Origin of the sequence: Thermorhabdus hydrogeniformans (assembly GCF_049310025.1) — a bacterium.
In the GTDB taxonomy this organism is placed as follows: domain Bacteria; phylum Bacillota; class Thermosediminibacteria; order Thermosediminibacterales; family Tepidanaerobacteraceae; genus JBJYKD01.
Genome location: NZ_JBJYKD010000004.1, coordinates 79,840 through 104,177 on the forward strand (window position 1 = coordinate 79,840; position 24,338 = coordinate 104,177).

The 24,338-nt window shown below is 46.6% G+C and carries 28 protein-coding genes; 23 read left to right on the forward strand and 5 right to left on the reverse strand.

Going from position 1 to position 24,338, the window contains the following annotated elements:
- Positions 1–11: 11 nt before the first annotated feature.
- On the reverse strand, positions 12–1,451 hold the full coding sequence (locus ACKX14_RS03070; RefSeq protein ID WP_422444543.1) for a ThiF family adenylyltransferase: 1,440 nt from the start codon (positions 1,449–1,451) through the stop codon (positions 12–14).
- A gap of 321 nt (positions 1,452–1,772) precedes the next feature.
- Between ACKX14_RS03070 and copZ the strand changes: the two genes are divergently transcribed.
- The 21 genes from copZ (at position 1,773) to ACKX14_RS03175 (ending at position 20,435) form a co-directional block, all read left to right on the forward strand.
- Positions 1,773–2,009: a copper chaperone CopZ gene (gene copZ, locus ACKX14_RS03075; protein WP_422444545.1), complete on the forward strand. Its 237-nt coding sequence runs from the start codon at positions 1,773–1,775 to the stop codon at positions 2,007–2,009.
- Between the two features lie 49 nt (positions 2,010–2,058).
- Complete coding sequence (locus ACKX14_RS03080) at positions 2,059–2,250, forward strand: hypothetical protein (protein WP_422444547.1); 192 nt, start codon at positions 2,059–2,061, stop codon at positions 2,248–2,250.
- A 363-nt stretch (positions 2,251–2,613) separates the two neighbouring features.
- On the forward strand, positions 2,614–2,997 hold the full coding sequence (locus tag ACKX14_RS03085; RefSeq protein ID WP_422444549.1) for a NusG domain II-containing protein: 384 nt from the start codon (positions 2,614–2,616) through the stop codon (positions 2,995–2,997).
- A 55-nt stretch (positions 2,998–3,052) separates the two neighbouring features.
- Entirely contained in the window at positions 3,053–3,607 is a 555-nt protein-coding gene (locus ACKX14_RS03090; RefSeq protein WP_422444551.1) for a Gx transporter family protein, read from the forward strand.
- Entirely contained in the window at positions 3,588–3,836 is a 249-nt protein-coding gene (locus ACKX14_RS03095; protein ID WP_422444553.1) for a DUF4321 domain-containing protein, read from the forward strand. Before ACKX14_RS03090 ends, ACKX14_RS03095 begins: the two co-directional genes overlap by 20 nt.
- 16 nt (positions 3,837–3,852) lie before the next feature.
- On the forward strand, positions 3,853–4,431 hold the full coding sequence (locus tag ACKX14_RS03100; RefSeq protein ID WP_422444555.1) for a Maf family protein: 579 nt from the start codon (positions 3,853–3,855) through the stop codon (positions 4,429–4,431).
- A gap of 17 nt (positions 4,432–4,448) precedes the next feature.
- On the forward strand, positions 4,449–5,150 hold the full coding sequence (gene radC, locus ACKX14_RS03105; protein WP_422444557.1) for a RadC family protein: 702 nt from the start codon (positions 4,449–4,451) through the stop codon (positions 5,148–5,150).
- A 3-nt stretch (positions 5,151–5,153) separates the two neighbouring features.
- Entirely contained in the window at positions 5,154–6,188 is a 1,035-nt protein-coding gene (locus tag ACKX14_RS03110; protein WP_422444558.1) for a rod shape-determining protein, read from the forward strand.
- A 14-nt stretch (positions 6,189–6,202) separates the two neighbouring features.
- The gene (gene mreC / locus ACKX14_RS03115; protein WP_422444559.1) at positions 6,203–7,051 is read left to right on the forward strand and encodes a rod shape-determining protein MreC; all 849 of its coding nucleotides are present in this window, start codon (positions 6,203–6,205) and stop codon (positions 7,049–7,051) included.
- A 2-nt stretch (positions 7,052–7,053) separates the two neighbouring features.
- A complete protein-coding gene (gene mreD, locus ACKX14_RS03120) occupies positions 7,054–7,557 on the forward strand; it encodes a rod shape-determining protein MreD (protein WP_422444561.1) in 504 nt (167 codons plus the stop codon).
- 22 nt (positions 7,558–7,579) lie between these two features.
- Positions 7,580–9,658, forward strand: coding sequence for a penicillin-binding protein 2 (gene mrdA, locus ACKX14_RS03125; protein ID WP_422444563.1), 2,079 nt, complete (start codon positions 7,580–7,582; stop codon positions 9,656–9,658).
- Positions 9,659–9,764: 106 nt separating this feature from the next.
- Positions 9,765–10,412 (forward strand): septum site-determining protein MinC, encoded by a 648-nt coding sequence (gene minC, locus ACKX14_RS03130; protein ID WP_422444565.1) that lies wholly within the window; start codon positions 9,765–9,767, stop codon positions 10,410–10,412.
- A complete protein-coding gene (minD, locus tag ACKX14_RS03135; RefSeq protein WP_422444567.1) occupies positions 10,409–11,221 on the forward strand; it encodes a septum site-determining protein MinD in 813 nt (270 codons plus the stop codon). Before minC ends, minD begins: the two co-directional genes overlap by 4 nt.
- Before the next feature lie 15 nt (positions 11,222–11,236).
- Entirely contained in the window at positions 11,237–11,518 is a 282-nt protein-coding gene (minE, locus tag ACKX14_RS03140) for a cell division topological specificity factor MinE (protein ID WP_422444569.1), read from the forward strand.
- 22 nt (positions 11,519–11,540) lie between these two features.
- Positions 11,541–13,298: a cell division protein FtsA gene (locus ACKX14_RS03145; protein ID WP_422444675.1), complete on the forward strand. Its 1,758-nt coding sequence runs from the start codon at positions 11,541–11,543 to the stop codon at positions 13,296–13,298.
- Between the two features lie 69 nt (positions 13,299–13,367).
- Positions 13,368–14,465: a rod shape-determining protein RodA gene (rodA, locus tag ACKX14_RS03150; protein ID WP_422444571.1), complete on the forward strand. Its 1,098-nt coding sequence runs from the start codon at positions 13,368–13,370 to the stop codon at positions 14,463–14,465.
- Between the two features lie 108 nt (positions 14,466–14,573).
- On the forward strand, positions 14,574–15,230 hold the full coding sequence (locus ACKX14_RS03155) for a M23 family metallopeptidase (RefSeq protein WP_422444573.1): 657 nt from the start codon (positions 14,574–14,576) through the stop codon (positions 15,228–15,230).
- A gap of 13 nt (positions 15,231–15,243) precedes the next feature.
- Positions 15,244–16,113: a site-2 protease family protein gene (locus ACKX14_RS03160; protein WP_422444575.1), complete on the forward strand. Its 870-nt coding sequence runs from the start codon at positions 15,244–15,246 to the stop codon at positions 16,111–16,113.
- A 73-nt stretch (positions 16,114–16,186) separates the two neighbouring features.
- The gene (locus ACKX14_RS03165; protein WP_422444677.1) at positions 16,187–18,025 is read left to right on the forward strand and encodes a TIGR03960 family B12-binding radical SAM protein; all 1,839 of its coding nucleotides are present in this window, start codon (positions 16,187–16,189) and stop codon (positions 18,023–18,025) included.
- Positions 18,003–18,674 (forward strand): TIGR03936 family radical SAM-associated protein, encoded by a 672-nt coding sequence (locus ACKX14_RS03170; protein WP_422444577.1) that lies wholly within the window; start codon positions 18,003–18,005, stop codon positions 18,672–18,674. Before ACKX14_RS03165 ends, ACKX14_RS03170 begins: the two co-directional genes overlap by 23 nt.
- Positions 18,675–18,737: 63 nt before the next feature.
- Complete coding sequence (locus ACKX14_RS03175; protein ID WP_422444579.1) at positions 18,738–20,435, forward strand: Rne/Rng family ribonuclease; 1,698 nt, start codon at positions 18,738–18,740, stop codon at positions 20,433–20,435.
- Positions 20,436–20,955: 520 nt separating this feature from the next.
- Here ACKX14_RS03175 and ACKX14_RS03180 read toward each other — a convergent pair.
- From ACKX14_RS03180 to ACKX14_RS03195, 4 genes are all read right to left on the reverse strand, one after another.
- The gene (locus ACKX14_RS03180) at positions 20,956–21,330 is read right to left on the reverse strand and encodes a hypothetical protein (RefSeq protein ID WP_422444581.1); all 375 of its coding nucleotides are present in this window, start codon (positions 21,328–21,330) and stop codon (positions 20,956–20,958) included.
- A 15-nt stretch (positions 21,331–21,345) separates the two neighbouring features.
- A complete protein-coding gene (locus tag ACKX14_RS03185; protein WP_422444583.1) occupies positions 21,346–21,651 on the reverse strand; it encodes a YbaB/EbfC family nucleoid-associated protein in 306 nt (101 codons plus the stop codon).
- 164 nt (positions 21,652–21,815) lie between these two features.
- Positions 21,816–22,124, reverse strand: coding sequence for a hypothetical protein (locus ACKX14_RS03190; RefSeq protein ID WP_422444679.1), 309 nt, complete (start codon positions 22,122–22,124; stop codon positions 21,816–21,818).
- A gap of 24 nt (positions 22,125–22,148) precedes the next feature.
- Entirely contained in the window at positions 22,149–22,313 is a 165-nt protein-coding gene (locus ACKX14_RS03195) for a hypothetical protein (RefSeq protein ID WP_422444585.1), read from the reverse strand.
- 122 nt (positions 22,314–22,435) lie between these two features.
- Between ACKX14_RS03195 and ACKX14_RS03200 the strand changes: the two genes are divergently transcribed.
- Together ACKX14_RS03200 and ypeB are read left to right on the forward strand one after the other, a co-directional pair.
- Positions 22,436–22,933, forward strand: a complete 498-nt coding sequence (locus tag ACKX14_RS03200; RefSeq protein WP_422444587.1) for a cell wall hydrolase — start codon at positions 22,436–22,438, stop codon at positions 22,931–22,933.
- Positions 22,934–22,955: 22 nt separating this feature from the next.
- Entirely contained in the window at positions 22,956–24,305 is a 1,350-nt protein-coding gene (gene ypeB, locus ACKX14_RS03205) for a germination protein YpeB (RefSeq protein WP_422444589.1), read from the forward strand.
- Positions 24,306–24,338: the final 33 nt, after the last annotated feature.

Below are 24,338 nucleotides of genomic sequence, written 5' to 3' on the forward strand. Positions count from 1 at the left end.
AGAACTCCTTTCTATTGATCTGAACAATTGTACTCGTATTCTTTTAATTGTGTGATGGAAGGACGCCGGCCGCACAGTGGGCAGCTTTCATCTTTATTGAAACCGGCCGTCCGAAATTCCACGTCAAGAGCGTCATAAATTAGCAGACGGTTTTTTAGCAACTTTCCCCTTTCGGTTATTATTTTTACCGTTTCCGCGGCCTGTATGAAGCCCATTACACCTGGTACGGGCCCCAGAATCCCGGCTTCGGAACATGAGGGAACACTACCCGCCGGAGGCATTTCCGGGAAAACGCAGCGATAGCAGGGCCCATCGCCGGGGATTATGGTCATTCCCAGACCGTTAAAGCGCAATACTCCGGCTTCAACCAGGGGTTTTTTACCAAAAAAGCATGCGTCGTTCAGTAAAAAACGGGTGGGAAGATTATCCACCGCACTTACAACCACATCAAAATCGCGTATGATATCCATGGCATTGGCCTCTGTAAAGCGGGTACCGTAAGTGATTGTATTTACACCCGGATTCAGCTTTTTCAAAAAATATTCGGCCGATTTTGCTTTGGGTGTCCCGATACGGCTGGTGGAGTGCAGTATCTGGCGGTTCAGGTTGCTTATTTCCACATTGTCGCTGTCCACAAGACCGAGGGTTCCCACTCCGGCTAAAGTCAACGCGTAGGCCGCGGGGGAACCAAGGCCACCTGTGCCGACTATAAGAACCTTCGATTGGGCAAGCTTTGATTTTTTATCGGCTTCAGGATGGGTTGGTGTATCGTATTCAGGAAATGCGCTTTCATACGTGTTTGTAAACTCCATGGATAACAGATCAAAACCCATGGGTATTTCCGGGGCTTTGCCCAGATTCAAACAGAGTTTTATCACCTCTATAGCCGCCAGAGCTCCCAGAAGGCAGCAAGAAAGAATGCCTCCCGCAGAAAAAAAATCTTTGACCGGCTTTTTACAAAGATTTTTACACGCATCCATGGTTATAGAGGTCCGCCCTTTAAAAACCCAGATCCAACCCTCCCAGGGCATTTGAAGGGCCACGACCGTGGGCGAACCAATCCCGGTCGCTGTTATTGAAGAATTTTCCTCCAGCCAGTCGGCTATGAAGTCGGGTCCGCCCAGTATAACCCTGAAAAATGGCTCTCCGGCATTTTTATCGAGTGAGGGGCCAATTGATTTCGATGGTATATTTTCCACAAGAACATCCGGATTTAAATCTCTTAAATTCTCAAGTATCTCACCGGCGCCTTCTTCGCCCCGTTGAAAACCGCAGACTATATGCCCTATTCCCGATGCCGCAAGGTAATAAAGCAAAGGGGCGGTGGCCTCCGCCGTTTCCCCGAAAACCTGCACACCGCACTCCAGCAACTTTTTTTGCCCTGCACCGCTAATTTCAGGCATAATAATGTGCCTCATGTACCGGTAGATTTGCTCTTTTGGCAGTATCAACGGTCCTCCCCCCGCAAAAATGATCCCATATTCACGTATGTAGATAGATTTACTTTACATTATTTTATACCCGGCAGCTGAATTGTGTCAATTTAAAATTTTTATCCCCAAATCACGGAATAACTATACGGCAGATCAGGAGAATCTTGACTGCGAGGAAAAAATGATGTAAACTAATTATACCCCCATGGAGTATAGGCGCCTCTGGTTCAAAAATTGTATTGCAGGCTCTTCAGGGTATTTTTAAATTTCCCGCGGGGGATTATATAAATACAGGAATCTATTTAATTTAGACCCATGATTATTGCAGGAGGAATGAAAATGTCACATTGCAATTGTGGTCCGGTAAGGTCCGATGTAACATTAAATGTTTCCGGGATGTCGTGCGCACACTGCAAAAAGGCCATAGAGACTTCGGTAAGCATCCTGCCTGGAGTTTCGAAAGTGGAAGCCCACGTTCAAGACGGTAAGGTGGATATATCCTTTGATCCTTCCAGAGTCAGCCTGGAGGACATCAAAAAGGCCATCGAGGATGCTGGGTATGACGTGCAGGATTGAATGGCTTTGAAGCTTTTGGACTGAATTTTGTTCCAGAGGTGGAAAAATCATGGAAAAAGGCTCTGATAAAGAGGTGAGCGGAGAGGAGAACCGGCGAGGCAGCAGGAGAAGGGAAGAAAAGGGGAGCCTTTTAAAAGGTTTTTTTCAAAGCGGTGAAAATTGCGTCCCGAATCTGAGCGCAAAATCAGAAGAACTGGCGGGGATACTTGAGAGGGAGGCGCATGAAAAGAAAAAGGGATAGATCTAAAGATTAGACAAATGCACATTTCTGATGAGATATTTTCAGATATGCAGAATGAATGCTATTTATGTTTATGAAAGATTTTATGAGGTTATGATTCAAACAAAATTTGTTCAATCCTTCCCTTGTGTTACAACCTCATAAAGTCTTTTTTTATTGGTTGAATTTACCCCCGAATTGACCCCGAAAACAAACGGTTCTGCAACAGTCGACCACAAATAGCAGCACCGTCAGGGGGTCGGCTCTAAAGTGAAGGGTGGGAAAAGGGCATCAAAAGCCTTCAGCATTAGGGATTTTTACCACTTGTCTTGGTTGGAATAAAATGTTACACTAAGCTTAGATTGTAGCAGGCAGGGATTTTTTATGCTTACAAAAGGCGACAGAATTTTGATAGCATTTATTTTGTTGAGCGCGTTTTTGATTTTTGCGGGATTTCACGTATACGGGTTCTCCGGAAGCAAAACCTATGCAATCATAGAGATTAACGGCCAGCCTTATCAAAAGATTTCGTTGGGTGAAAACGGGCCCAGACTCCGGGTCAAAGTCCCCGTGCCTCTGGGGGAAAACATTGTGGAGGTCGACAGGAATCGGGTGAGGATGATGTATGCGGACTGTCCTGACAAGGATTGCGTGAGGCAGGGGTGGATCAGCCGCCCGGGTCAGATGCTTGTATGCCTTCCAAACCGAATGGTGGTAAAAATTGAGAGTGACAGAGGAACACGAAACCCTGATATGATAAGTTTTTAAAACAACCATATCGTGGAAGGCATTCCGTTTTTACTGTATGGAAGGATGAATGAGATTGGAACGCTACCACAAAATGGTATACCTTTCGCTCCTGGTAACATTTGGTATAGTGCTGCACATCATCGAAAACATGATACCGGTGCCATTTCCCGTGCCGGGGGCCAAGATTGGTCTGGCTAATATTATTTCGCTTTTGGCCATAGTGCTCTATGGGTGGAAAGAGGGTCTAACGGTTAATATCCTTCGCTGCATAATAGGGTCATTCCTGGTAGGTTCCATGTCAAGCCTGCTGTACAGTCTTGCGGGAGCTGTATCGAGCACTCTGATGATGGCGCTGATTTACGAATACTTCAAAAACACCTTTAGTCTTGCCGGAATAAGCATAATTGGAGGAATAACTCATAATATAGCTCAGATTACTGTTGCAAGCATTATGCTCTCTACTTTCGGACTTTACGTCTACCTGCCCTTTTTAATGATTGTAGGCCTGTTCACCGGATTTTTTACCGGCATCGCGGCCATTTTCATAAGACACAATCTTTTTGCTACTCTAATGAAATTTGAAATACCGGGGGAGGAGAGGAAGTATAATGAAACGAAATTATCGTAGCCCTGCTCTGCTGGTTATAATATTACTGGTGGGTCTGGTTCTCGGGGGTGTTTTGGGCGAGGTTATGGGAAAGTATATACCGATTCTAGCCTACGGCAAGAGTATAGGTCTTTCTACAACAAAGCTGGACCTCGGCATAGCCTCTTTAACCTTTGGCTTTAACGTCAACCTCAACCTGGCGGGCGCCATAGGTCTTATTGCTGCCATCCTGCTGTACCAGAAGATGTAAACGGGGGAATTAAAAAATGTCAAAGCGACTGATTCTGGCTTCGGCTTCACCAAGAAGGCGGCAACTTTTAGCCCAACTGGGTCTTGAGTTTTCCGTAGAACCCAGCAATCACAGCGAAAATCTGGTGGAAAACCTGGCTCCCGGCCCCCTGGCGGTATCTCTGGCTGAACAAAAGGCGAAAGCTGTAGCCCGGCGGCACAGGGAAGGCATTATCATCGGAGCCGACACCATAGTCGCCATCGGCGAAAAAGTGCTGGGTAAACCCGCAAATGCGGAAGATGCCGTAAAAATGCTCACCCGCTTGAGCGGCCGGTGGCATTCCGTTTTCACGGGACTTGTCCTGATCGAGGCGGAGACAAACCGCCAGCTGAGGGGTTATGAAGAAAGCAGGGTAAAGTTTAAAGTCCTGTCCGAAAAAGAAATAAAAAACTACATCAAAACCGGTGAGGTGTGGGACAAGGCCGGGGCATATGCGATTCAGGGCATGGGAGCGCTGTTTGTTGAGAAAATAGAAGGATGCTATTATAATATAGTTGGATTGCCTTTGTATAAATTAAGTACCATGCTGAAGGAATTTGGCATGGAAATACTGTGACACAGGAGGAAGTTTTTTTGGGTAAAAGAGCGGCTCTAACCATCAAGGATTTGCCAAAGGAAGACAGGCCGAGAGAACGCCTTCAAAGATATGGAGCTCAGGTTTTAAGCGATGCGGAACTGCTGGCTTTGTTGATAAGGACCGGTACTCCCGCCGAGTCTGCCCTGGTGCTGGCTCAGAGGGTCTTAAAGGGAGACGGGGGGAAAACGGGCCTTGCTTTTGTGGCTGATGCCAGCATCGAAGAACTTTCTAAAATAAAGGGTATCGGCCTGGCAAAATCGGTTCAGTTAAAAGCGGCCGTAGAGCTCGGGCGCCGGATATATTCGTACGCTAAAAAAGACATTGTAGCTATCAACACACCTCATGATGTCAAAAACCTCTTGATGGAAGAAATGAGGTTTCTGGAAAAAGAACATTTTAAAGTTATATTGTTGAATATAAAAAATCACGTGATTTCCGTTGAGGATATATCCATAGGCAGCCTTAATTCCTCTATCGTGCACCCGAGAGAGGTTTTCAAGCCGGCTATAAAAAGGAGCAGCGCTTCAATTATACTGGCCCATAACCATCCAAGTGGTGATCCCACACCCAGCAGAGAAGATATAGACATAACGAGAAGGCTTTGTGAAGCCGGCAAGATTCTTGGTATAGAAGTAATAGACCACGTCATCATAGGAAATGGAAGTTTTGTTAGCCTCAAAGAGAAAGGAGTAATATAATTCATGGTTTCATTTTTCAAAATGCTGTCTAAAGATATGGGCATTGATCTCGGAACGGCAAACACTTTGGTCCACGTAAGGGGAAAAGGCATTGTACTGAGAGAACCTTCGGTGGTGGCCATTCAAAGGGATACCGGAGCGATCCTGGCTGTGGGTGAAGAGGCCAAGCAAATGATAGGCCGCACTCCGGGTAATATCATTGCCATCCGTCCGATGAAGGACGGAGTGATAGCAGATTTTGACGTGACTCAAAGCATGTTGAAATATTTCATTTCCAGGGCTTTAAAGAGCAGGACCTTTGTTAAACCGAGGGTGGTGGTAGGCATACCGTCAGGGGTTACGGAGGTGGAAAAGCGGGCTGTCATTGATGCCACCCTCCAGGCCGGCGCCAGAGAGGCATATTTAATTGAAGAACCCATGGCGGCCGCCATAGGGGCCGGGCTGGAAGTTCATGAACCCACCGGCAATATGGTGGTCGATATAGGCGGGGGAACTACAGAGGTCGCCATCATATCCCTGGGAGGTATTGTCACCAGCAAGTCCATCCGCATTGGCGGTGATGAGATGGACGAGTCCATTGTCTATTACATTAAAAAAGAATACAATCTTATGATTGGCGAGCGCACCGCGGAAGAGATTAAAATGACCATAGGTTCAGCTTCTCCGCTGCCGCAAGAGCAATCCATGGATGTAAGGGGCAGGGACCTGGTGACGGGGCTTCCCAAAACCATAAAAGTAACTTCGGAAGAGATTCGTGAAGCCCTGGCGGAACCGGTTAACAGCATAATAGAGGCCATAAAGGTTACCCTGGAAAAAACCCCGCCGGAATTGGCAGCGGACATCATGGACCGCGGCATAGTCATGACCGGTGGGGGCTCTCTTCTGTCGGGCCTGGACAAAAGAGTGAACCAGGAAACGGGGATGCCCGTCCATGTAGCCGAAGATACTCTGGACTGCGTGGCTTTAGGCACCGGCAAGGTTTTAGAGGAGCTGGACCGCTTGAGGCGGGTTTTGATTTCGCCTAAAAAAGTCGGTTAAAGGACGTGGTTTTTTTGCGGCGTCTTTTTAAGAACAGGAGATGGTGGCTGCTGTTCTCGGTTTTGACCGCTCTGGTAATACTCATAAATGTTACTTCGCAAAACCACAGCGCTTTCAACAGGATAAGCGCCCCGGTTATAGCCGTATTGAGTCCTGTTCAAAAAGTTTTGTCAAATGTGAGTTTCGCCATTAAGGGTGGGCTTGACTCCATACCGCAATTTTTTTCATTGAAAAAGGAAAATGAAAGGCTAAAAAAGCAGGTGGCTGAACTTGCTCAGTACAGGCAGAGATTTCTGGAATATCAGCAGGAAAATGCAAATTTGCGAAACATGCTTGGGTTGAAACAGCGCAGCTTCCAGTATGACCTCGAAGCGGCGGAAGTTATAGGCAGGGACCCGGGCAACTGGTTCAACGTGATTTTAATAGATAAGGGAACAGGGAACGGTATAGAAAAAGACATGGCGGTAATTACTGATAAGGGTCTGGTGGGGTATACCATCGATGTGGGTAAAAATTACGCCAAAGTACTTCTCATAACCGACGGACGGAGTTCGGTAAGCGCCATGATCCAGAGAACCAGGGATAACGGCATTTTGAAGGGCACCATAGATCCCGCTCCCCGGGGATATGTCAAAATGGTGTTTTTACCTCAGGATGCCAATCTCCTCAAGGGGGATGTGGTGATATCTTCCGGGCTTGGAGGAATAATACCCAAAGGAATCGTAATAGGCGAGATAGTAGAAGCCGATAAGGAACCCTATGATCTTATGCAATATGCCATAGTGAAGCCTGCAGTAGATTTCCAAAAACTGGAGCAGGTCTTTGTGATAAAGAACAGGGGAATCATCCGGGAGGGGAATTGACCATGAGGGTGATGTCGTACGCTCTTATTGTAATTCTGCTCATTATTTTGCAATCTACTGTCATGGCTTTTTTCCAAATAGGGGGAATCCGGCCGGATTTACCGCTGGTTTTTATTTTATGCGTAGCTCTGGTAAAAGGAGAATATCCAGGAGCGTTTTTTGGATTGGTAAGCGGATTGCTTGAAGATATAATATATGGAAGGTTTTTAGGGTTCAACGCCCTGGTTAAATTTCTCACCGGTTATATTGCAGGATACGGGTCTCGCGATATATACAAAGGCCCGGCTATTATAACCATGGGCCTCACTTTTCTGGGTTCCTTTATTTATAACCTCATTTTCATGTTAATCAGCACTTTTCTCGGCCAGATTAATCAGCCATGGAATTTTTTTATGCCGGTCGTATTTCCGACGGCCCTTTTTAATATGTTAATTTCGCCCTTTATATATCATTTGGTTGTCAAGTTGGAACGCTTTTTTGACTATTATTTCAATATAAAATATTAATCTCTGTCTTGAGGGGATTATCGTGGACGTAAAAAAGCTGGAAAAACGGCTTCAAGTTTTTACGGCGGTTGTGGTGTGCGTATTCATTTTTCTAACTACAGGGTTGTCCATGCTTCAGATCGTGAAGGGTGACGAATATGAAAAACTGGCCCAGGAAAACCGAATAAGGCTTATTCCGATTACCGCCCCCAGGGGAACGTTCAAAGACAGGTTCGGCAGAGATCTGGTAAACTCAAGACCCAGCTTTACCGTGTCTTACATGAATGTAAATTCAAAAAAGGAAGAACAGGAAGAAGTTTTTAAGATTCTCAGCGACATCCTTAAGATCCAGCCATATACCGATGTATCGAACGAAAGGTACACAATTGACGAAAATAGAAAGATATATCTCAACCAGGTGCCGGTTGTCGACGGCAATGGAGATGGAAGGCTGGATTCCGGCGACGTCAGGATTGTTGAGGAGTCTACCGGCAGGAAGGTTGTTCCTTTAAAAGTTGATTTCTCTTCCGGGGAGATTGAGTTTGACCTTAAACCGGGCACGGTGGTGCTGGCGTCTTACCGGTATGATACTTTTAAGAATAAGATAAGGGATCAGGGATATAAAAAATACATGCCTGTGCGGTTAAAAACGGATGTGGATTTTCAAACCATTGCCCGGATTGAAGAGCGCCGCCTTCCGGGGGTGGTCATTGAAGTGGAACCTATAAGGAACTACATTTACGGCAATATAGGTTCCCATATATACGGATATGTGGGGGAAATAAACAGGGAAGAACTGAACGCCCTGAAGGATAAAGGCTACCGGCCCGGTGATTTAATAGGCAAGATGGGCCTTGAAAAGGTGCTGGAACCCTATTTGAAGGGAAAAGACGGAGGCCAGCAGGTGGAGGTAACCGCTACGGGAAAGCCCATAAAGGTGCTGGGAACACAGGAACCCGTGCCGGGAGCCACCGTCAATTTAACAATTGACGCCAGAATTCAGCAGGTGGCTGAAAACGCCCTGAGGGAACAGATGCTGAAGCTCCAAACGGACAGGCACAAACCTTTTCCCAACGCGAAAAGGGGAGCAGTGGTGGCGCTCAATGTTAAAACCGGTGAAATCCTGGCCATGGTCAGCCTCCCGGATTTTGACCCCAATATGTTTGCACGGGGTATTACCCAGAAAGAATGGAATGAATTATCCCGCAACCCTTTGAAGCCCATGGTCAACCTTGCGGTCGCCGGCACATATCCGCCGGGTTCGGTCTTTAAAATGGTCACCGCTACGGCGGCTCTAGAGAAGAAGGTAACCACTGAGAAAGAATACATCTATGACCCCGGCGTATACTGGACTATTGCACCCAAAAAAGATTGGAAACCCGGTGGCCACGGAACGGTCAATATAGTGAAAGCCCTGGCGGAGTCCTGCAATATATTCTTTTATGAAATGGGGAGGCGGCTGGGAATAGACAATATTGAAAAGTACGCCAGGATGTACGGTCTGGGAAATCTTACGGGAATAGAACTGCCGGGGGAGAAGGCCGGTACGGTCGCCAGCAGAAAGTATAAAGCCGCCGTCTTCAAACGAGCCGAGGATAAGATATGGTATCCGGCCGAGACACTGGATGCGGCCATAGGACAGGGCTATCACAGCTTCACACCACTGCAGATTGCGGATTACGTTGCGGCCATAGCCAATGAAGGTTACTGGATGAAGCCGCACCTGATAAAATCCATCGTAGATGCCAGCGGCAAAGTCATTTTGGAAAAAAAGCCTGAAGTTGGCGGTACGGTTGATGTTTCTAAAAAAACCTTTGAAATCATAAAAAAGGGCATGAGGCAGGTGGTCCTGCCCGGAGGAACCGCCTATTCCGTGTTTTCAGATTTTCCTATTCCCGTGGCGGGGAAAACGGGTACCGCTCAATGGGATTTGACGAAAACCCCTCACGGGTGGTTTGTGGCTTTTGCTCCCTTTGACGACCCGGAAATAGCGGTGGTGGTGTTTATAGAGCAGGCCGGTTCCGGAGGAGTTACCGGTGGTCCCGTGGCAAAAGCAATCTTGGAATCTTATTTTCATTTAAACGACAACAGCAGCCAGGAGGATTACCTTGTTCAACCTTGAACCGGAATCTTTACAGATTCTGGTTTTTTATGTAGGAAAAGAAGGAATTACCTGATTTATGAAGAATAATGATACATGTAAGCGGTGCTATTGGAGGGAATTGACCATGACTAATGAACCGGTGATAATTAAGGGTACGAGAGATGGTATAACCATAATTGTTGAAAGCGATATGGATTTTCAATACTTAAAAAACGCCATTTACGAAAAGCTGGAGCGAGGCCGGGACTTTTTTATCGGAGGTAAAGCCCGACTGAAGGTTAAAAATGGGTCGCTAAATCGGGATGATTACTTCGAACTGGAAAAACTGCTGATGGATTTCGGTATGAGCCTGCAAGAGGCCAGCTCTCCGAGTACCCTCATTTTCCCCAGACCGCACCGGGATAGAGTGTTGCTCTTAAAGAGGACCTTGCGCTCCGGGCAGAAGGTCACCTATAAAGGCACCGTGGTGGTCCTTGGAGATGTCAACCCCGGCAGTGAGATAGTCGCTACGGGAGACATTTTGGTGATGGGAGCCTTGAGAGGCCTTGCCCATGCCGGAGCCCGGGGCGACAAAAGCGCCATAGTTGCAGCATTTAAACTCCAGCCGACCCAGCTCCGGATTGCCGATGTCATATCCAGACCGCCTGAGGGGAAAAACGAGGCACCGCAATTCCCGGAAATCGCCCGCTTAAAAGATAAAATCATAGTGATCGAACCGTATTACATGCCAAACAGTGAAGGTATAAAAAGGAAGAAGGAGGGAACTAAATGAGTCAGGTCATTGTAATTACTTCGGGAAAAGGGGGGGTTGGCAAGACTACGACCACGGCCAACATAGGGACAGGGCTCTCTCTTTACAAACAGAGAAAAGTGGTATTGGTGGACGCCGATATAGGTCTGAGAAATCTTGATGTAGTAATGGGTCTGGAAAACCGCATAGTTTACGACCTGGTGGATGTAACTCACGGCGTCTGCAGACTGAAGCAGGCTCTAATAAAGGACAGGCGTTTCGAAAACCTCTACCTGCTGCCCGCCGCTCAAACAAAAGATAAAACCGCCGTCACGCCGGACCAGATGAAGAAATTGTGCGAAGAACTCCGCAAGGAGTTTGATTACGTTTTGATAGATTGCCCCGCGGGCATTGAGCAGGGCTTTAAAAATGCCATAGCCGGAGCCGACAAGGCCATTATCGTTACCACACCGGAGGTATCGGCCGTGAGGGACGCCGACAGGATAGTGGGCCTGTTGGAAGCCGCGGGCTTTGAAGAACCGAAACTCATAATTAACCGCATAAGGCCCGATATGGTAAAACGCGGAGATATGATGGATATAGACGACATGATCGATATACTGGCCATTGACTTGCTCGGCGTAGTACCCGAAGATGAAAAGATAGTGGTTTCCACCAACAGAGGTGAACCGGCCGTAGCCGACAGCACTTCGAGAGCCGGTCAGGCCTATCGAAATATAACCAGGAGGCTGGAAGGGGAGGAAGTTCCCTTGATGACCCTGGAAAATGTGGAGCCTACCTTTATGGATAAACTGAAAATGTTGTTCGGGTTAAAAGCCCGCATAAGATAAAAAGGGGGGGGAGTCGTGGATTTTTTAAAAATTTTCGGCAAAGAAGATGTTTCGAGCAAAGACATCGCCAAAGAGAGGTTGAGGCTCATACTTGTTCACGACAGGGCCAATGTATCTCCAAAATTCTTGGAAATGATAAAGAGCCAGCTTATCAACATGATTTCCGATTACATGGAAATTGACCAGGAAGGCCTTGAAGTGAAACTTACGCGCATGCAGAAAGATGAAGATATAACGGTACCGGCCCTTGTGGCAAATATACCAATCAAGAGGGTAAAACACCTGGCGAAAATCTGAAGGAGGAATTTTTTCTGTGAAAATGGGACAAGAGGTCTTTGCCGTCGATATCGGTACCAGGACCATCGTGGGCCTGGTGGTCCGGAAAGAGGGCAGAGGCTTTTCAATCCTGGCGCAGGAGATGGTGGAGCACGAAAGCCGGGCCATGTACGACGGCCAGATACACGACGTGGAAGCCGTAGCCAGGAATGTGCGGCGTGTTAAGGAATCCCTGGAAAAGAAATTGGGGCACAGGTTGGAAAAAGTCGCGGTAGCCGCTGCCGGCAGGGCCCTTTTGACGGTGGAGGCCGCCGCCAGTAAAGAGACGTCCCCTTACGTGGAAATCACCGGGGATGATATCCGGAGTCTCGAGGTGGATGCACTGGCCAATGCGGTGAAAACCCTTTCGGGTAAAAACAGCTCCGGGACCTTTGAAAATTACCATTGTGTGGGTTACAGTGTAATAAAATGGTTTTTGGAGGACGACCCGCTGGATAACCTGCTCGGTCAAAAAGGGAGGAGCATTTCTGTAAAAATAATTGCCACATTTCTTCCGCGGGCGGTGGTGGAAAGCCTTCTCACCGTATTAAAGAGATGTGATCTTGAGCTTTACAGCATTACTTTAGAGCCGATAGCTGCCAGCAGCGTGGTGGTCCTGCCCAATATGAGAAAGCTCAATATCGCCCTGGTGGACATCGGGGCCGGTACGTCGGACATAGCCCTGTCGAGGGATGGCAGCATTTTTGCCTACGGAATGGTGCCCATGGCCGGGGATGAGATAACCGAAAAGATATGTGAGACTTTTCTTCTGGATTTCGACGAAGGGGAGAGGGTGAAGAGGGAACTCCTGACCAAAGATCGCATACAGTTCCGGGATATCCTCGGCCAGGAGCATGAGATTCCCTCTGCGGATGTACTGGAAGCTATCAAACCTGCTGTATTTCAGCTGTCTTCGGAAATAGCCAGGAAGATAGTGGAATTAAACGGCAAAACTCCGGCTGCGGTTCTCTGTGTTGGAGGAGGAAGCCTCATGCCCGGCCTTACGGAATACATAGCAGCCAACCTGGAATTGCCAAAGGAGAGGGTAGGAATTCGCGACAGAGAAAGCATTAATTTCGTCAAAGGTGGAGAAGGGCTTTCAGGGCCTTTTGCCGTAACTCCCATCGGCATAGCGGTAAATGCCCTTGAAGGTACAAATTTATCTTTTATAAAGGTGCGTGTCAATGAAAAATTGATCAATATACTGGGTCAGCAAAAACCGACGGTGTTAAACGCTCTGCTGCACGGGGGGATAGCTCCCGCCGATATTTTCGGCAGGCCGGGCATGGCTCTGACCTTTAAATTAAACGGAGAACTGAAAATAGTAAAAGGGAAGCCTCCGAGGCCGGCCGTTGTTACCATGGATGGAGAGCAAGTCGGCCTGAACGCCGAGGTGGCCGACAACGCGGTAATTAAATTTGAACCTGCCTGTAGCGGCGAAGACGCCCGGGCGAAGATAAGAGACTTTCTGAGGGATGAAGATAAGATGTGGATAAAGATAAACGGGCGGGAGTTCAGCGTGGATCCTCATATAACGATGAACGGCAGCCCGGCGTCCCCCGATGACGATATAGCAGATGACTCCGAGATAATTGTAAAGAGAAGGGAGTTGATTTTGAGCGACATTTTTAACATCATTTCCTTCAAGCCCGAGGGAATGACCGGAAAACTTGTGATGAAAATAAACGGCCTCGACGCGGGCTTTACAAGCCCTGTAAAATCCGGGGACGAGGTGGAGATATACTGGAAAAACTTGCCTTAGAAAATAAATATTTATGAACGGATTCAGATTATGGTATAATGGTTATCGGATTGTTGGGAGGATTTATAAATGGATCCGAAGCTTTTAAAAAACGTTGACTACCCAATTTTGATAATCATTATACTCATAACGGTTATGAGCGTCTTGATAATAAGCAGCGCCACCCATGCCACCGCTCCGGGAGGTAGTTTTCACTACGCCAAAATGCAAATAATATGGTTTTGCCTGGGGCTGGTGGCGATGATGCTCGTAATGGCGTTGGATTACCATACCATAGCTCAGTGGTCCAGCATAATTTATGTTTTAAATATAGGGGCCCTTCTTGCGGTAATGATTATAGGTAAAGAAACCATGGGGGCTCAGAGATGGATTCCGATCGGCCCTTTCAGTTTTCAACCCTCGGAGTTTGCCAAACTTGCGACCATTATCACACTGGCCAAACACATAGAAAGAAAAAAGCATTTAAATAGCATCGGGGATCTGGCCCCCATTTTTGTGCATGTGGCACTTCCCATGATTCTCATCATGAAACAGCCGGACCTGGGTACCTCCCTGGTGCTGATGGCGATTATGTTCGGAATGCTTTTTATAGGTGGGATAAGTTACAAACTGCTGGGGGAAGTAATAGGCGCGGGCATTCTTTCAACCCCGGTTCTATGGCATTTTTTAAAGGACTATCAGAAAAAAAGGCTTCTGGTTTTTCTCAACCCCAACGTAGACCCCTTGGGAGACGGCTACCATGTCATTCAATCAAAAATAGCCATTGGCTCCGGCAGGATTTTTGGCAAAGGGTTGTTTCAGGGAACCCAAAACCAGCTGGACTTTTTGCCGGAACAGCACACCGATTTTATTTTTGCTGTATTGGGTGAGGAACTGGGTTTTGTAGGAGGCCTCTTTCTTTTTGTTTTGTTTTTCAGTTTAATATACCGAACCATTCAGGTGGCATTCAAGGCCAGGGATCTGCTGGGCACTTACATGGTAATAGGGATTGCGACAATGTGGACGTTTCAGGCGATGGTTAATATCGGGATGACTCTCGGCATTATGCCGGTTACGGGGATACCGCTCCCTTTTATGAGCTATGGAGGGAGTTCTTTCCTCATGAACATGATGGCTGTGGGGCTGGTATTGAATGTGGGTATGCGCCGTCAGAAGATCTTATTCTAATTTTAAAATGGTGAAAAAGACTTAAGATAGTCCATCTATCTTTTTTTTTGTAATAAACGAGCCCTCACCAAAATAGATATATATAAGAAATGTGTGGGGGTGTCTTTTGTGTATTACTATGAGCGGCCATGGAAGAAGAAGTTGTGGCTTGAAAGCACTCATTTGAAAAAAATAATCGTTTGCATGACAATCCTGATAGCCGTGTTGATGTTAAAAAGGTTTGATGCTCCCTTTACAGATTTCCTCCTTTCCAGAATAAACTATTATTTCTTCGTGTACAGTTATGACTATGAAGACCTGGCAAAGGCAATCCGTGAGATTCCAAAAAAGGCGGAGGAATTACCGGTTTTCAAGCAGCTGGGGGCCGGCCAGTTTATTCTTCCTGTCGCCGGTGAAATAACTTCAACTTACGGTATGAGGATGCACCCCGTTTTAAAGGTGGAAAGAATGCATAATGGGATTGACATTGTCCAAAAAGAGGGGACTCCCGTAAAAGCCGCCATGGCCGGCAAAGTCTATTCCGTGGAAGAGCAATATGAATTGGGGCGAGTTGTAAAAATAATGCATGAAAACGGATTGATGACCGTCTATGCCCATCTTAAAGACATCTACGTCAAGGAGATGGAACCGGTAGAACAGGGACATATAATAGGAGCCGTTGGGAAAAGCGGTCTTGCGGAGACACCTCACCTCCACTTCGAGGTCTGGCAAGACGGTAAACCCCAGGATCCGGAAAAATGGATTCATGTTCCAAAAAAGCCATAATAGGGGGAATTGTATGACCTTAAAAATGGCGGGAATAAGGATCAGGATAGACTTTTTTTTTATTTTTATCCTGGTTTCGGCTGCGCTCGCGGGTTTTTTAAATGATGTTCTGTCTTTAGCTCTGGCGCTGGGCTTTCACGAAATGGGTCATCTGCTGTCGGCGCGGGAACTGGGGCTCAAGGTTGACGAGCTGGAATTGCTGCCCTTCGGCGGTAGGATTAAGATAAAAAGTTTTGACGAAGCCCTGCCGGAACACCAGATACTCACCGCCCTGGCGGGCCCCATGTTCAATTTTGCCGCCTCAGTTCTTCTTTTTTATCTGATAAGCCAAAAAATCCTCTCCGGTCAAATTGGAAATACCATGATTAATTACCAGCTCATACTGGGTTTTTTTAATTTGGTCCCTGCTCTTCCTCTGGATGGCGGGAGAATTTTTGTTGTATGGCTTCGGCGGTATTTGAATTATCTATCCGCAATCCGAATTGCCTGCAGAGTGAGTAAAATCATATCCATGTTGCTTGTTGTCGCAGCCGTCGTTCAGGGAGTTTTTTTAAAAAGGTTTTTATTAAATTTTGTCATAGCGGGCATTTTTTTATTCGCCCATGCATTGAAGGAGGAGAATGAAGCGCCCGCCGCTTTCATAAAACAGGTGGCAAAAAAGAGGGAAAGTCTGCTCAAAAAAGGATGTTTGCCGATAGAATCCGCAGTTGCCACCGGTGGGGCATCCGTCAGGGATGTACTTTACATGTTTACTCCCCACAGGTATTTTTTGCTCTTTGTAGTGGATGACCAGATGCACATAAAGAAGTATTTAACGGAAACGGAAATTTTTAACAAAATTCTTCAACAGGGATTAGACATTAAGGTAGATGACTTGATATAATAAAGAGGGAATAATAAATAAAGAATGTCATGATAAAAGGTCTGGAGGCGTCACATTGAATATAGATAATTTCATGGAAAATACTTTACCAAGGGTTTCAAAACCGACACGGTATATAGGCAATGAGTATAACAGCATCCATAAGGATAAAAGCCGTGTAAAAGTTCATATAGCCCTGGCTTTTCCGGATGTATACGAAGTGGGGATGTCCCATCTCGGGATAAAGATATTGTACCACCTGTTAAATGAGCGGGATGATATATACGCCGAAAGGGTTTTTACGCCGTGGGTGGACTTCGAAAAATTCCTGAGAGAAAATAAAGTGCCCCTTTTCAGCCTTGAAAGCAGGACACCTCTTTCGGAGTTTGATTTTGTGGGATTCACCCTCCAATATGAGATGAGCTACAGTAACATATTAAATATGCTGGCCCTGGCCAACATCCCCATTTTTTCGGCGGATAGGAACGAAAACCACCCGATTGTAATAGCAGGTGGACCTTGCGCCTATAATCCCGAGCCCCTGGCTGAAATAATTGACTTTTTTGTCATCGGTGAGGGGGAAGAGGTCATCCTCGAGATTATGGATTTATACAAAGCCTGTAAGGGTAGAGGCGGTAAAAGAAGGGAGTTTTTGGAGGCGGTCGCAAGCATCCCCGGAGTATATGTGCCGGCTCTTTACGATGTTACATATAATGATGATGGGACCATAAAGGGGTTTTCGCCAAAAAAAACCGGAATTCCCGAAAGGATACAAAAGCGGGTGATAAAAGATCTGGATACGGCATATTACCCCACCAAATTTGTGGTGCCCTACATGGACATAGTCCATGACAGGGCCATGCTGGAAATTTTTAGGGGGTGCAGCCGCGGATGCCGGTTCTGCCAGGCGGGCATGATATACAGACCCGTCAGGGAAAAGTCGGTGGCTCGTCTGGAGAAGCTGGCAAGGGATATCATAAATTACACCGGATATGGAGAAATTTCTCTCACCTCTTTGAGCACCAGCGACTACTCGGCACTTAAAGAATTGACGGAAATACTGACAGATGAATTCCGCCGCTGCCAGGTGGGTATTTCATTGCCCTCGCTCAGAATTGACGCTTTTTCGCTGGACCTGGCCAGTAAAGTCCAGGAGATTAAAAAGAGCGGCCTTACATTCGCGCCTGAAGCGGGAAGTCAGAGGCTCCGGGATGTAATCAACAAAGGTGTCACGGCCGATGACCTCCTGACTTCGGTAAGAGATGCTTTTTCATGCGGCTGGAATACCGTTAAGCTTTATTTTATGATAGGCCTCCCCACCGAGACCTACGAGGATATTGCAGGTATTGCGGAACTGGCCCGGGCTGTGGTGGATGTTTACAGAGAAGTCAACGGCCACACCCGGGGGCTTAAAGTCACCGTCAGCACGTCCACCTTTGTGCCCAAGCCCTTTACCCCTTTTCAGTGGGAGGCCCAGATCCCTCTTTTGGAAATAGAGAAACGCCAGAAGTTTTTAAAGGAGATGCTCAGGGGCAAAAATATTTTTTACAGCTGGCACGATGGGAGGCTGAGTTTTCTGGAGGCGGTCTTTTCAAGAGGGGATAGAAAACTCAACAGGGTTTTACAGATAGCCCATGAAAAGGGCTGCAGATTCGACGGCTGGAGCGATCTCTTTTCTTTTGAAAAGTGGATGGATGCATTTCGCGACGCCGGAGTTTCGCCTGAGTTTTACGCCTATCGGGAAAGGGCGAATGATGAACTGTTCCCCTGGGAGATTGTGGACCCGGGCATCGACAGAAGGTTTTTGCTCAGAGAAAGGGAGAAAGCCAGAAGAGGAGAAGTTACTCCCGATTGCAGGTTTGACCGCTGCCATGCTTGCGGGATTAAACGCATGAAGGATGGTGGATTTTGTGAAAATAAGAGTGAAGTTTGAGAAAGGCGAGCCGGTAAAATTTATATCACATCTTGATACCGTGCGCACTTTTGAAAGGGCGATGCGGCGGGCAAAGCTGCCTCTTGCTTTTTCCCATGGATTTACTCCTCATCCCAGGATGGTTTTTGCTTCGGCGCTGCCGGTCGGGATTACGAGTAGCGGAGAATATTTTGATGCCGAGTTTTACGAAAACATTGCCCCTGACGAAGTGGGCTGCCGGTTAAACTCCGCTTTGCCTGAAGGTATTAAAATAAAAAAAGTCGGTTTTGCCGACGGGAAATTTCCCTTATCGGCGATCAACAGAGCCCTGTACAAAGTGATAGTCTCAAGCGGTGCGGCTGCCGCGGACTGGGAAAGCGCCGTTACGTCTCTATTGAGTCAAACGAATATAATTGTAGACAAGGTCTTAAAGGATAAAACAAAAAGGGTGAATATTGCGCCGCTGATTGATAACATAAGTATCGTCAACGTCTCCAGCGGAAAAGTTGAACTCAGGATGGAGCTATCTACGGGGCAGGGGGGAAGCGTCCAGCCCCAGGTCATAGTCTCGGAGCTTTCCAGAATACTTTCAAAGGAGCTTAGTTTAGACCTGGTTCACAGGCTGGACCTTTTTCTAAAAAAAGGACAGATAAGGATATCCCCTCTTTAAAACCGGGCGCATCCGCTTTGCCTCTATTCGAAATTTTTGCTGCTGCGAGGAGCTGATCAGCATATGTCAAAGGAGATTGTGGTCGATGTTGACAGGGATAGAATAAGGGTGGCGGTTCTGGAAGACAGGGAACTGGTGGAAATTTATGTGGAAAAGAGTTACAGTGAACGGGTTGTGGGGAACATTTACAAGGGCAGGGTGGCAAATGTTCTGCCGGGCATGCAGGCAGCCTTTGTCGATATAGGCCTGGGAAAAAACGCTTTTTTATATGCAGGGGATATAAATCTACACATAGACGCTCATAGTTCAGAAGATGAAGAACTTATAGAAGGTTTAAAAAAAATGTCCATTAACGACATGCTGAAGGTGGGCCAGGACGTCCTTGTGCAGGTTGTAAAAGAACCCATAGGCACCAAAGGCGCCAGGGTATCGACTAATATTACCCTTCCCGGACGATACCTGGTGTTAATGCCGATGGTGGACTATGTGGGAATCTCCAGACGCATCGAGAGGGAAGAAGAGAGAAACCGCCTGAAAGCTCTGGCAGAAGAAATAAGACCGCCTCATATGGGGCTCATCGTGAGAACCGTTGCCGAAGGGGTCGGCAGAGATGAATTAAAGGCGGATATGGATTTCTTAAAACTCCAGTGGAACAGCATCATCCAGAGACAGACGGGCGGGACTTCGCCAAGGCTCATTTATAAAGACATGAACCTTATAGGGAGAATTGTGAGGGATTATTTTACCCGGGAGATAAATAAGTTTTACATAAACGATCCCGGCGAATATGAAAAGGTAATGGAACTTTTATCGGTGCTTTCACCTTCGTTGCGGGAACGGGTTACCCTTTACCGCGGCCAGGAGGAGATTTTCGAATACTTTAATATTGAATCCGAGATCGACAGGGCGTTACAGAGAAAGGTCTGGTTGAAGTGTGGGGGGTATATAGTGATTGATAGAACCGAAGCCCTCACGGTGGTGGACGTTAATACCGGCAAATTTGTGGGCAGCATAGACCTTGAGGATACTGTTTTAAAAACCAATATGGAAGCCGCGCGGGAAATCGCAAGGCAATTGAGGCTTCGGGATATAGGGGGGATAATTATTGTGGACTTTATTGACATGGCGTCACACGAGCACCAGAAAATGGTCATTTCGGCTCTTGAGGAGGAACTGAAAAAAGACAGGACCAGGGCACATATCCTGGGGCTGACTCAGCTTGGGCTTGTAGAATTGACCCGAAAGAAAGTGCGGCAGAGCCTGGATGAAGTGCTGGAAAAAGTATGCCCGTACTGTGATGGAAAGGGAAGGATACTCTCCGAAGAAACTGTGGCTAAAAAGGTGGAACGGGAACTTGACAGGATATTCCGGGAGAGAAAGGGGGAAGCGGTACTCCTGGAAGTGCATCCATCGGTGGCTTCGGTGGTTATAGGTACCGGTGGGAACCGCCTTGCCCAGCTGGAAAGTCGATTTGAAAAATACATTTTTATCAGGGGCAACGAAAGCCTTCATCCGGAAGAAATAAGGGTTAAGGCCGTGGGGAGCAAGGCAAAGTTGGAGAGCCTTGCCATGCCCGTTCGGGAAGGGCAGGTAATAGACGTGCTTATCGACGAAGTACACGCATCTAACCCGAAGGACGGAATAGCCCGTGTAGACGGGTACATTATAGATGTGGAGGAAGGTGCGACACTTCTGGGAGAAAAGGCGAGAGTGGAGATTTATAAGGCTTTTAGAACTTATGCAAAAGCAAGGTTAATTTAAATAAAGTTTCGATAAAAACCGGGGAAATTACCCGGATTTTTTTTAACTATTGAATCAAGTTAATTAACGAAAATTGCAGCATAACTTTGCCGATGTATTTATTTTATTGGCGGCTTTTTTAGTAACCCCAAAAACCCCTATTGCATATATTATATCAGGACCGGATAAAGTAAAGTTACCATCGGCAGGATGGCAATCTACACCCAATCAAATATAAAATTGGCAAAAGGGAGGAGGTCATTTTAGATGGGCGGTGGAGTTGGCGGCCCCGGCGGGTTTTTTGGAGGCAGAGCGGCATTTGCATTATTCCTGATACTAATTCTGCTATTTTTTGCCGATGACTAAACACATGGGAGGGAGAATAAATGGCAGATGGATTTGGTTTCTTCGGAAGAAGATTTGCCTTCGCCCTGTTTTTAATACTGATCTTGCTGTTTTTCGCCGATGACTAAAACAATAAGCCGTGTTTCGTGAATGAGGCACGGCGCTATAAAAGGGCCGTGCCTTTTAAGGCACGGCTTCAGCTGTTTTTTGTTTTGTCCTCCGTTTTACCGCCGTTTTTTGTCTCTGAGCCCGAACCCTCTCCGGCAGAAAGGGCTTTCATCAAGTTTAAGAGCACAGCCGGATTTAGTTTTTTATCCGATGATCCGCCGCCCATAGATCCCAGCAGGCTTGCCGCCATTTCTTTCAGTTCCGAAACTCCCGGTTTTGACCCGGAACTCTTTACTTCGAATTTTAGGTCTTGCGAGTTCAAAAAGCTTATAATGCCCAGCAGGTTGCTTAAAGCCAGGAGGCTTACAAGCTCGCTAATATTTTGCCCCCGTTGACCGTGAATTACTTCCAAAATGGTCGCAAGCAAGTCGGCTCTTGCGGTATTGTTGTCGTTTTCGGCCATATTCACCGCCCCCACTTATCGGAAATCTTCAAAATTCAAACCACCCGTTAAATCGCGGGTTTTTTGCTGCAAAGATTTCCTGGCCTCTGTTAAGGCCTTATTTGTTGCCTGTACGATTGATTGCTCTAAAATTCTTTTTGAGTCGGGACTTATTTCATCCATATAAAAGGTGACATTCACGATTTCTTCAAGACCGTTGGTTTCTACTACCACCTTTTGATCGTCGGATTCACCGGTAAAGCGGGCCTCCTCAAGGTTTTTTTTCATCCGTACGATTTCCTCCTGGAACGCTTTAGCCATTTTCGCCATGTCCTGCCACACTGTCCTGCACCTCCATGAATGTTATCAGTTCTAATATATGCCTTTATGAATGCAAAAAAGAACAAAAAAATAGGGCTCACCGCCTTTGAAGCGGAAGCGGGTTTTTCAAACGCCGGCCTCCCTGCTTTTAAAAACACAGGGATTTACTTGCGGCAGTGTTTACCCTAAATGCTTTTACCGTCCTGTTCGGCCAAAATATTTAACAGATTTTGTACATCTTTGGAAACCTGAGGTATTTCGTCGTTGTGCTGACTGGCTTTGTTGACTTTCGCCATCTTTTCTGCTTCGAAGGACTCGTGAATCATAGTCAACAGCTCTGTCAGCGCGTCTAAATTAATTTTTTGGTCCGGTTGTTGAGGCTTGAAGACATTAAAAACCGTTACCATTATATCAAGCAGTTCCTGACTTTTTGAGCTCATAAATGGCTTTATGGCTTTTAAAAGCTGGAGATCATCTTCGGATACGGAAAGCATCTTCAATATTCTCCCTCCCTATTATCAAAAATGACGCTTCTTTCTGAAATTTTTCAAAGTCTCTTCCGACGTTCCAAAGGAATTAATCAATAATATTAAAATTAAAAAAAGGTTAAAGGGGTTGGGCTTTGGCCGGGGATTGCCGTCGGGTTTGTCGTTTTCGGGATTATCGTTTTTGGCGATTTTCATTCAAATACCCCCTTTGCAGGTTTCTCTTCTAAATTATTATATGAATAAAAGGGTTAAAAGGGTGCCGGAATAAGCGCTGAAAAATGAAGCAAACTAAAAACAAAACCGTGGAGGGTGATGATATGCATATATTAAAATTTAAAAAGCTTAAAATGGCAGTGATATTTATGCTGACGGCAGCCCTGATGATTACAGGCGTTGCGCTAAACCGAAGACAGGCTTTACAAACCCAGAGTCTGGCGAATAATTACGCCGTTTCAGCCAGGGGGGGCGATTATGTGCTTCTGGCAAGGCTGGTTTCCGGTGAGGCTCGCGGAGAGCCTTACGTCGGCCAGGTGGGAGTGGCCGCGGTAATCTTGAATCGTGTGAGGCATCCCAGATTTCCCGGTTCGGTTCCCGGAGTTATTTTTCAGCCGGGCGCTTTCGAGTCGGTGCGAAACGGCCAAATCTGGGCAAAATATCCTTCAAGAAGCAATTTTAACGCAGCTCGGGATGCCATAAACGGTTGGGATCCCACTTACGGCAGTCTGTATTTTTGGAACCCCTATAAAAGGGTAAGCCCCTGGATCTGGACTCGCCGCATAATAACGCGAATAGGCAGGCATGTGTTCGGAAGATAAAAAAATCGATGGAGGGATATTGTTGAAAAAAGCATATGTATGGATTATAAGCCTTCTGGTGCTTTTCGGCCTGGCCCTGGGGTTCTGGTCTATATCAAACAGGGCATATTCGGCGGAAAATGCACTGGAGGCGGCATACCAGCGGGGTTTTTACAATCTGATCGACCAGGTGAACAATTTGAATCTACTCATATCAAAGAGCATGGTTACCTCTTCGGATTTGCAGAGAATAATGACCCTGACCACCTTGTGGCATCAAGCCGAAGCAGCCCGGGACAGTCTGTCTCAACTGCCGCTGGGGGACCGGGACATGACATACAGCCAGAAATTTTTCGCCCAATTGGGGGATTTTTCTTACAGCCTGGCCAAGAAAGTTGTTGCAAAAGAAAGTATAACGGACGCTGAATGGTCGAAAATGGAAGTATTTAAAAAAAATATTCAGATTCTGAGCAGAGAACTTCGCGGTCTCCAGGATAACGTAGCCTCCGGCAGGATAAGGTGGGAAAGCCGGCGTTTTACCGTGGGGAAGTTAAAAAATTTACCTCAGGGCATGGCGGATAGCTTTGCGCGGATAGATAAAAAGTTGAAAGAGGAAGCCCCAACCATTACTTATGACGGGCCGTTTTCAGACCATGTGGAAAACGTAAAGCCCAGGGGGGTAACAGGTAAACCGGTGAACGACACGGAGGCTATAGAAATAGCAAAGAGGTTTATCGGGAGTGAGAAAAGAGGCAATTACAACATTAACATAACCGGCAGAACCAGGGGGGTCTTGCCCGCATATAACATTGAATTTACAAGGCCCGGGAGCAGCTCGCCGGAAATCGTCATGGACGTGAGCCAGACCGGTGGCCATGTAATCTGGTTCTTAAACACCCGGGACATAGGCGAAAAAAAACTGGACATCAGGCAGGCGGTTGAAAGAGCCAGAAATTTCCTGATGGTCAGGGGATTTGGCGATATGGAGCCTACCGGTTCATTGAGAGACGATAATACGGTGACAATAACTTTTGTGCCAAAGATGGGCGAAATACTTCTTTATCCCGATTTTATAAAAGTCGAGGTGGCCCTGGATAACGGCCAGGTTGTCGGATTTGATGCCGTTTCATATTTGACGTTTCATACGAGCCGCAATCTCCCGCAGGTTAAACTTACAAAGCAGGATGTCGTGAAAAAATTGAACAGGAATTTAAACGTGAAAAGGGTCAGGCTTGCGGTGATACCCGATCCCGCACTGCGCGAAAAGCTCTGTTATGAAGTAGACGCCAGGTTGAAAGACGAGCGATACTTAATTTATTTCAACGCAGTAAACGGACAAGAAGAACAGATTCTCAAAGTGGTGGAAACCGAAGAAGGTACTATGACTATGTGATAAAGCGTAACTTAATTGATGGGGGATGAATAA

Excerpts from the sequence above, each read along its gene's own strand:
- ACKX14_RS03180 (WP_422444581.1), bottom strand. The coding sequence starts at position 21,330 with ATGGCCGAAAACGACAACAATACCGCAAGAGCCGACTTGCTTGCGACC.
- ACKX14_RS03190 (WP_422444679.1), bottom strand. The coding sequence starts at position 22,124 with ATGCTTTCCGTATCCGAAGATGATCTCCAGCTTTTAAAAGCCATAAAG.
- ACKX14_RS03195 (WP_422444585.1), bottom strand. The coding sequence starts at position 22,313 with ATGAAAATCGCCAAAAACGATAATCCCGAAAACGACAAACCCGACGGC.
- mreD (WP_422444561.1), top strand. The coding sequence starts at position 7,054 with ATGAGGGTGATGTCGTACGCTCTTATTGTAATTCTGCTCATTATTTTG.
- minC (WP_422444565.1), top strand. The coding sequence starts at position 9,765 with ATGACTAATGAACCGGTGATAATTAAGGGTACGAGAGATGGTATAACC.
- rodA (WP_422444571.1), top strand. The coding sequence starts at position 13,368 with ATGGATCCGAAGCTTTTAAAAAACGTTGACTACCCAATTTTGATAATC.
- ACKX14_RS03175 (WP_422444579.1), top strand. The coding sequence starts at position 18,738 with ATGTCAAAGGAGATTGTGGTCGATGTTGACAGGGATAGAATAAGGGTG.
- ACKX14_RS03165 (WP_422444677.1), top strand. The coding sequence starts at position 16,187 with ATGGAAAATACTTTACCAAGGGTTTCAAAACCGACACGGTATATAGGC.
- ACKX14_RS03145 (WP_422444675.1), top strand. The coding sequence starts at position 11,541 with ATGGGACAAGAGGTCTTTGCCGTCGATATCGGTACCAGGACCATCGTG.
- ACKX14_RS03095 (WP_422444553.1), top strand. The coding sequence starts at position 3,588 with ATGAAACGAAATTATCGTAGCCCTGCTCTGCTGGTTATAATATTACTG.
- ACKX14_RS03110 (WP_422444558.1), top strand. The coding sequence starts at position 5,154 with ATGGTTTCATTTTTCAAAATGCTGTCTAAAGATATGGGCATTGATCTC.
- minD (WP_422444567.1), top strand. The coding sequence starts at position 10,409 with ATGAGTCAGGTCATTGTAATTACTTCGGGAAAAGGGGGGGTTGGCAAG.
- ACKX14_RS03160 (WP_422444575.1), top strand. The coding sequence starts at position 15,244 with ATGACCTTAAAAATGGCGGGAATAAGGATCAGGATAGACTTTTTTTTT.
- ACKX14_RS03080 (WP_422444547.1), top strand. The coding sequence starts at position 2,059 with ATGGAAAAAGGCTCTGATAAAGAGGTGAGCGGAGAGGAGAACCGGCGA.
- ACKX14_RS03200 (WP_422444587.1), top strand. The coding sequence starts at position 22,436 with ATGCATATATTAAAATTTAAAAAGCTTAAAATGGCAGTGATATTTATG.
- copZ (WP_422444545.1), top strand. The coding sequence starts at position 1,773 with ATGTCACATTGCAATTGTGGTCCGGTAAGGTCCGATGTAACATTAAAT.
- ACKX14_RS03100 (WP_422444555.1), top strand. The coding sequence starts at position 3,853 with ATGTCAAAGCGACTGATTCTGGCTTCGGCTTCACCAAGAAGGCGGCAA.
- ACKX14_RS03085 (WP_422444549.1), top strand. The coding sequence starts at position 2,614 with ATGCTTACAAAAGGCGACAGAATTTTGATAGCATTTATTTTGTTGAGC.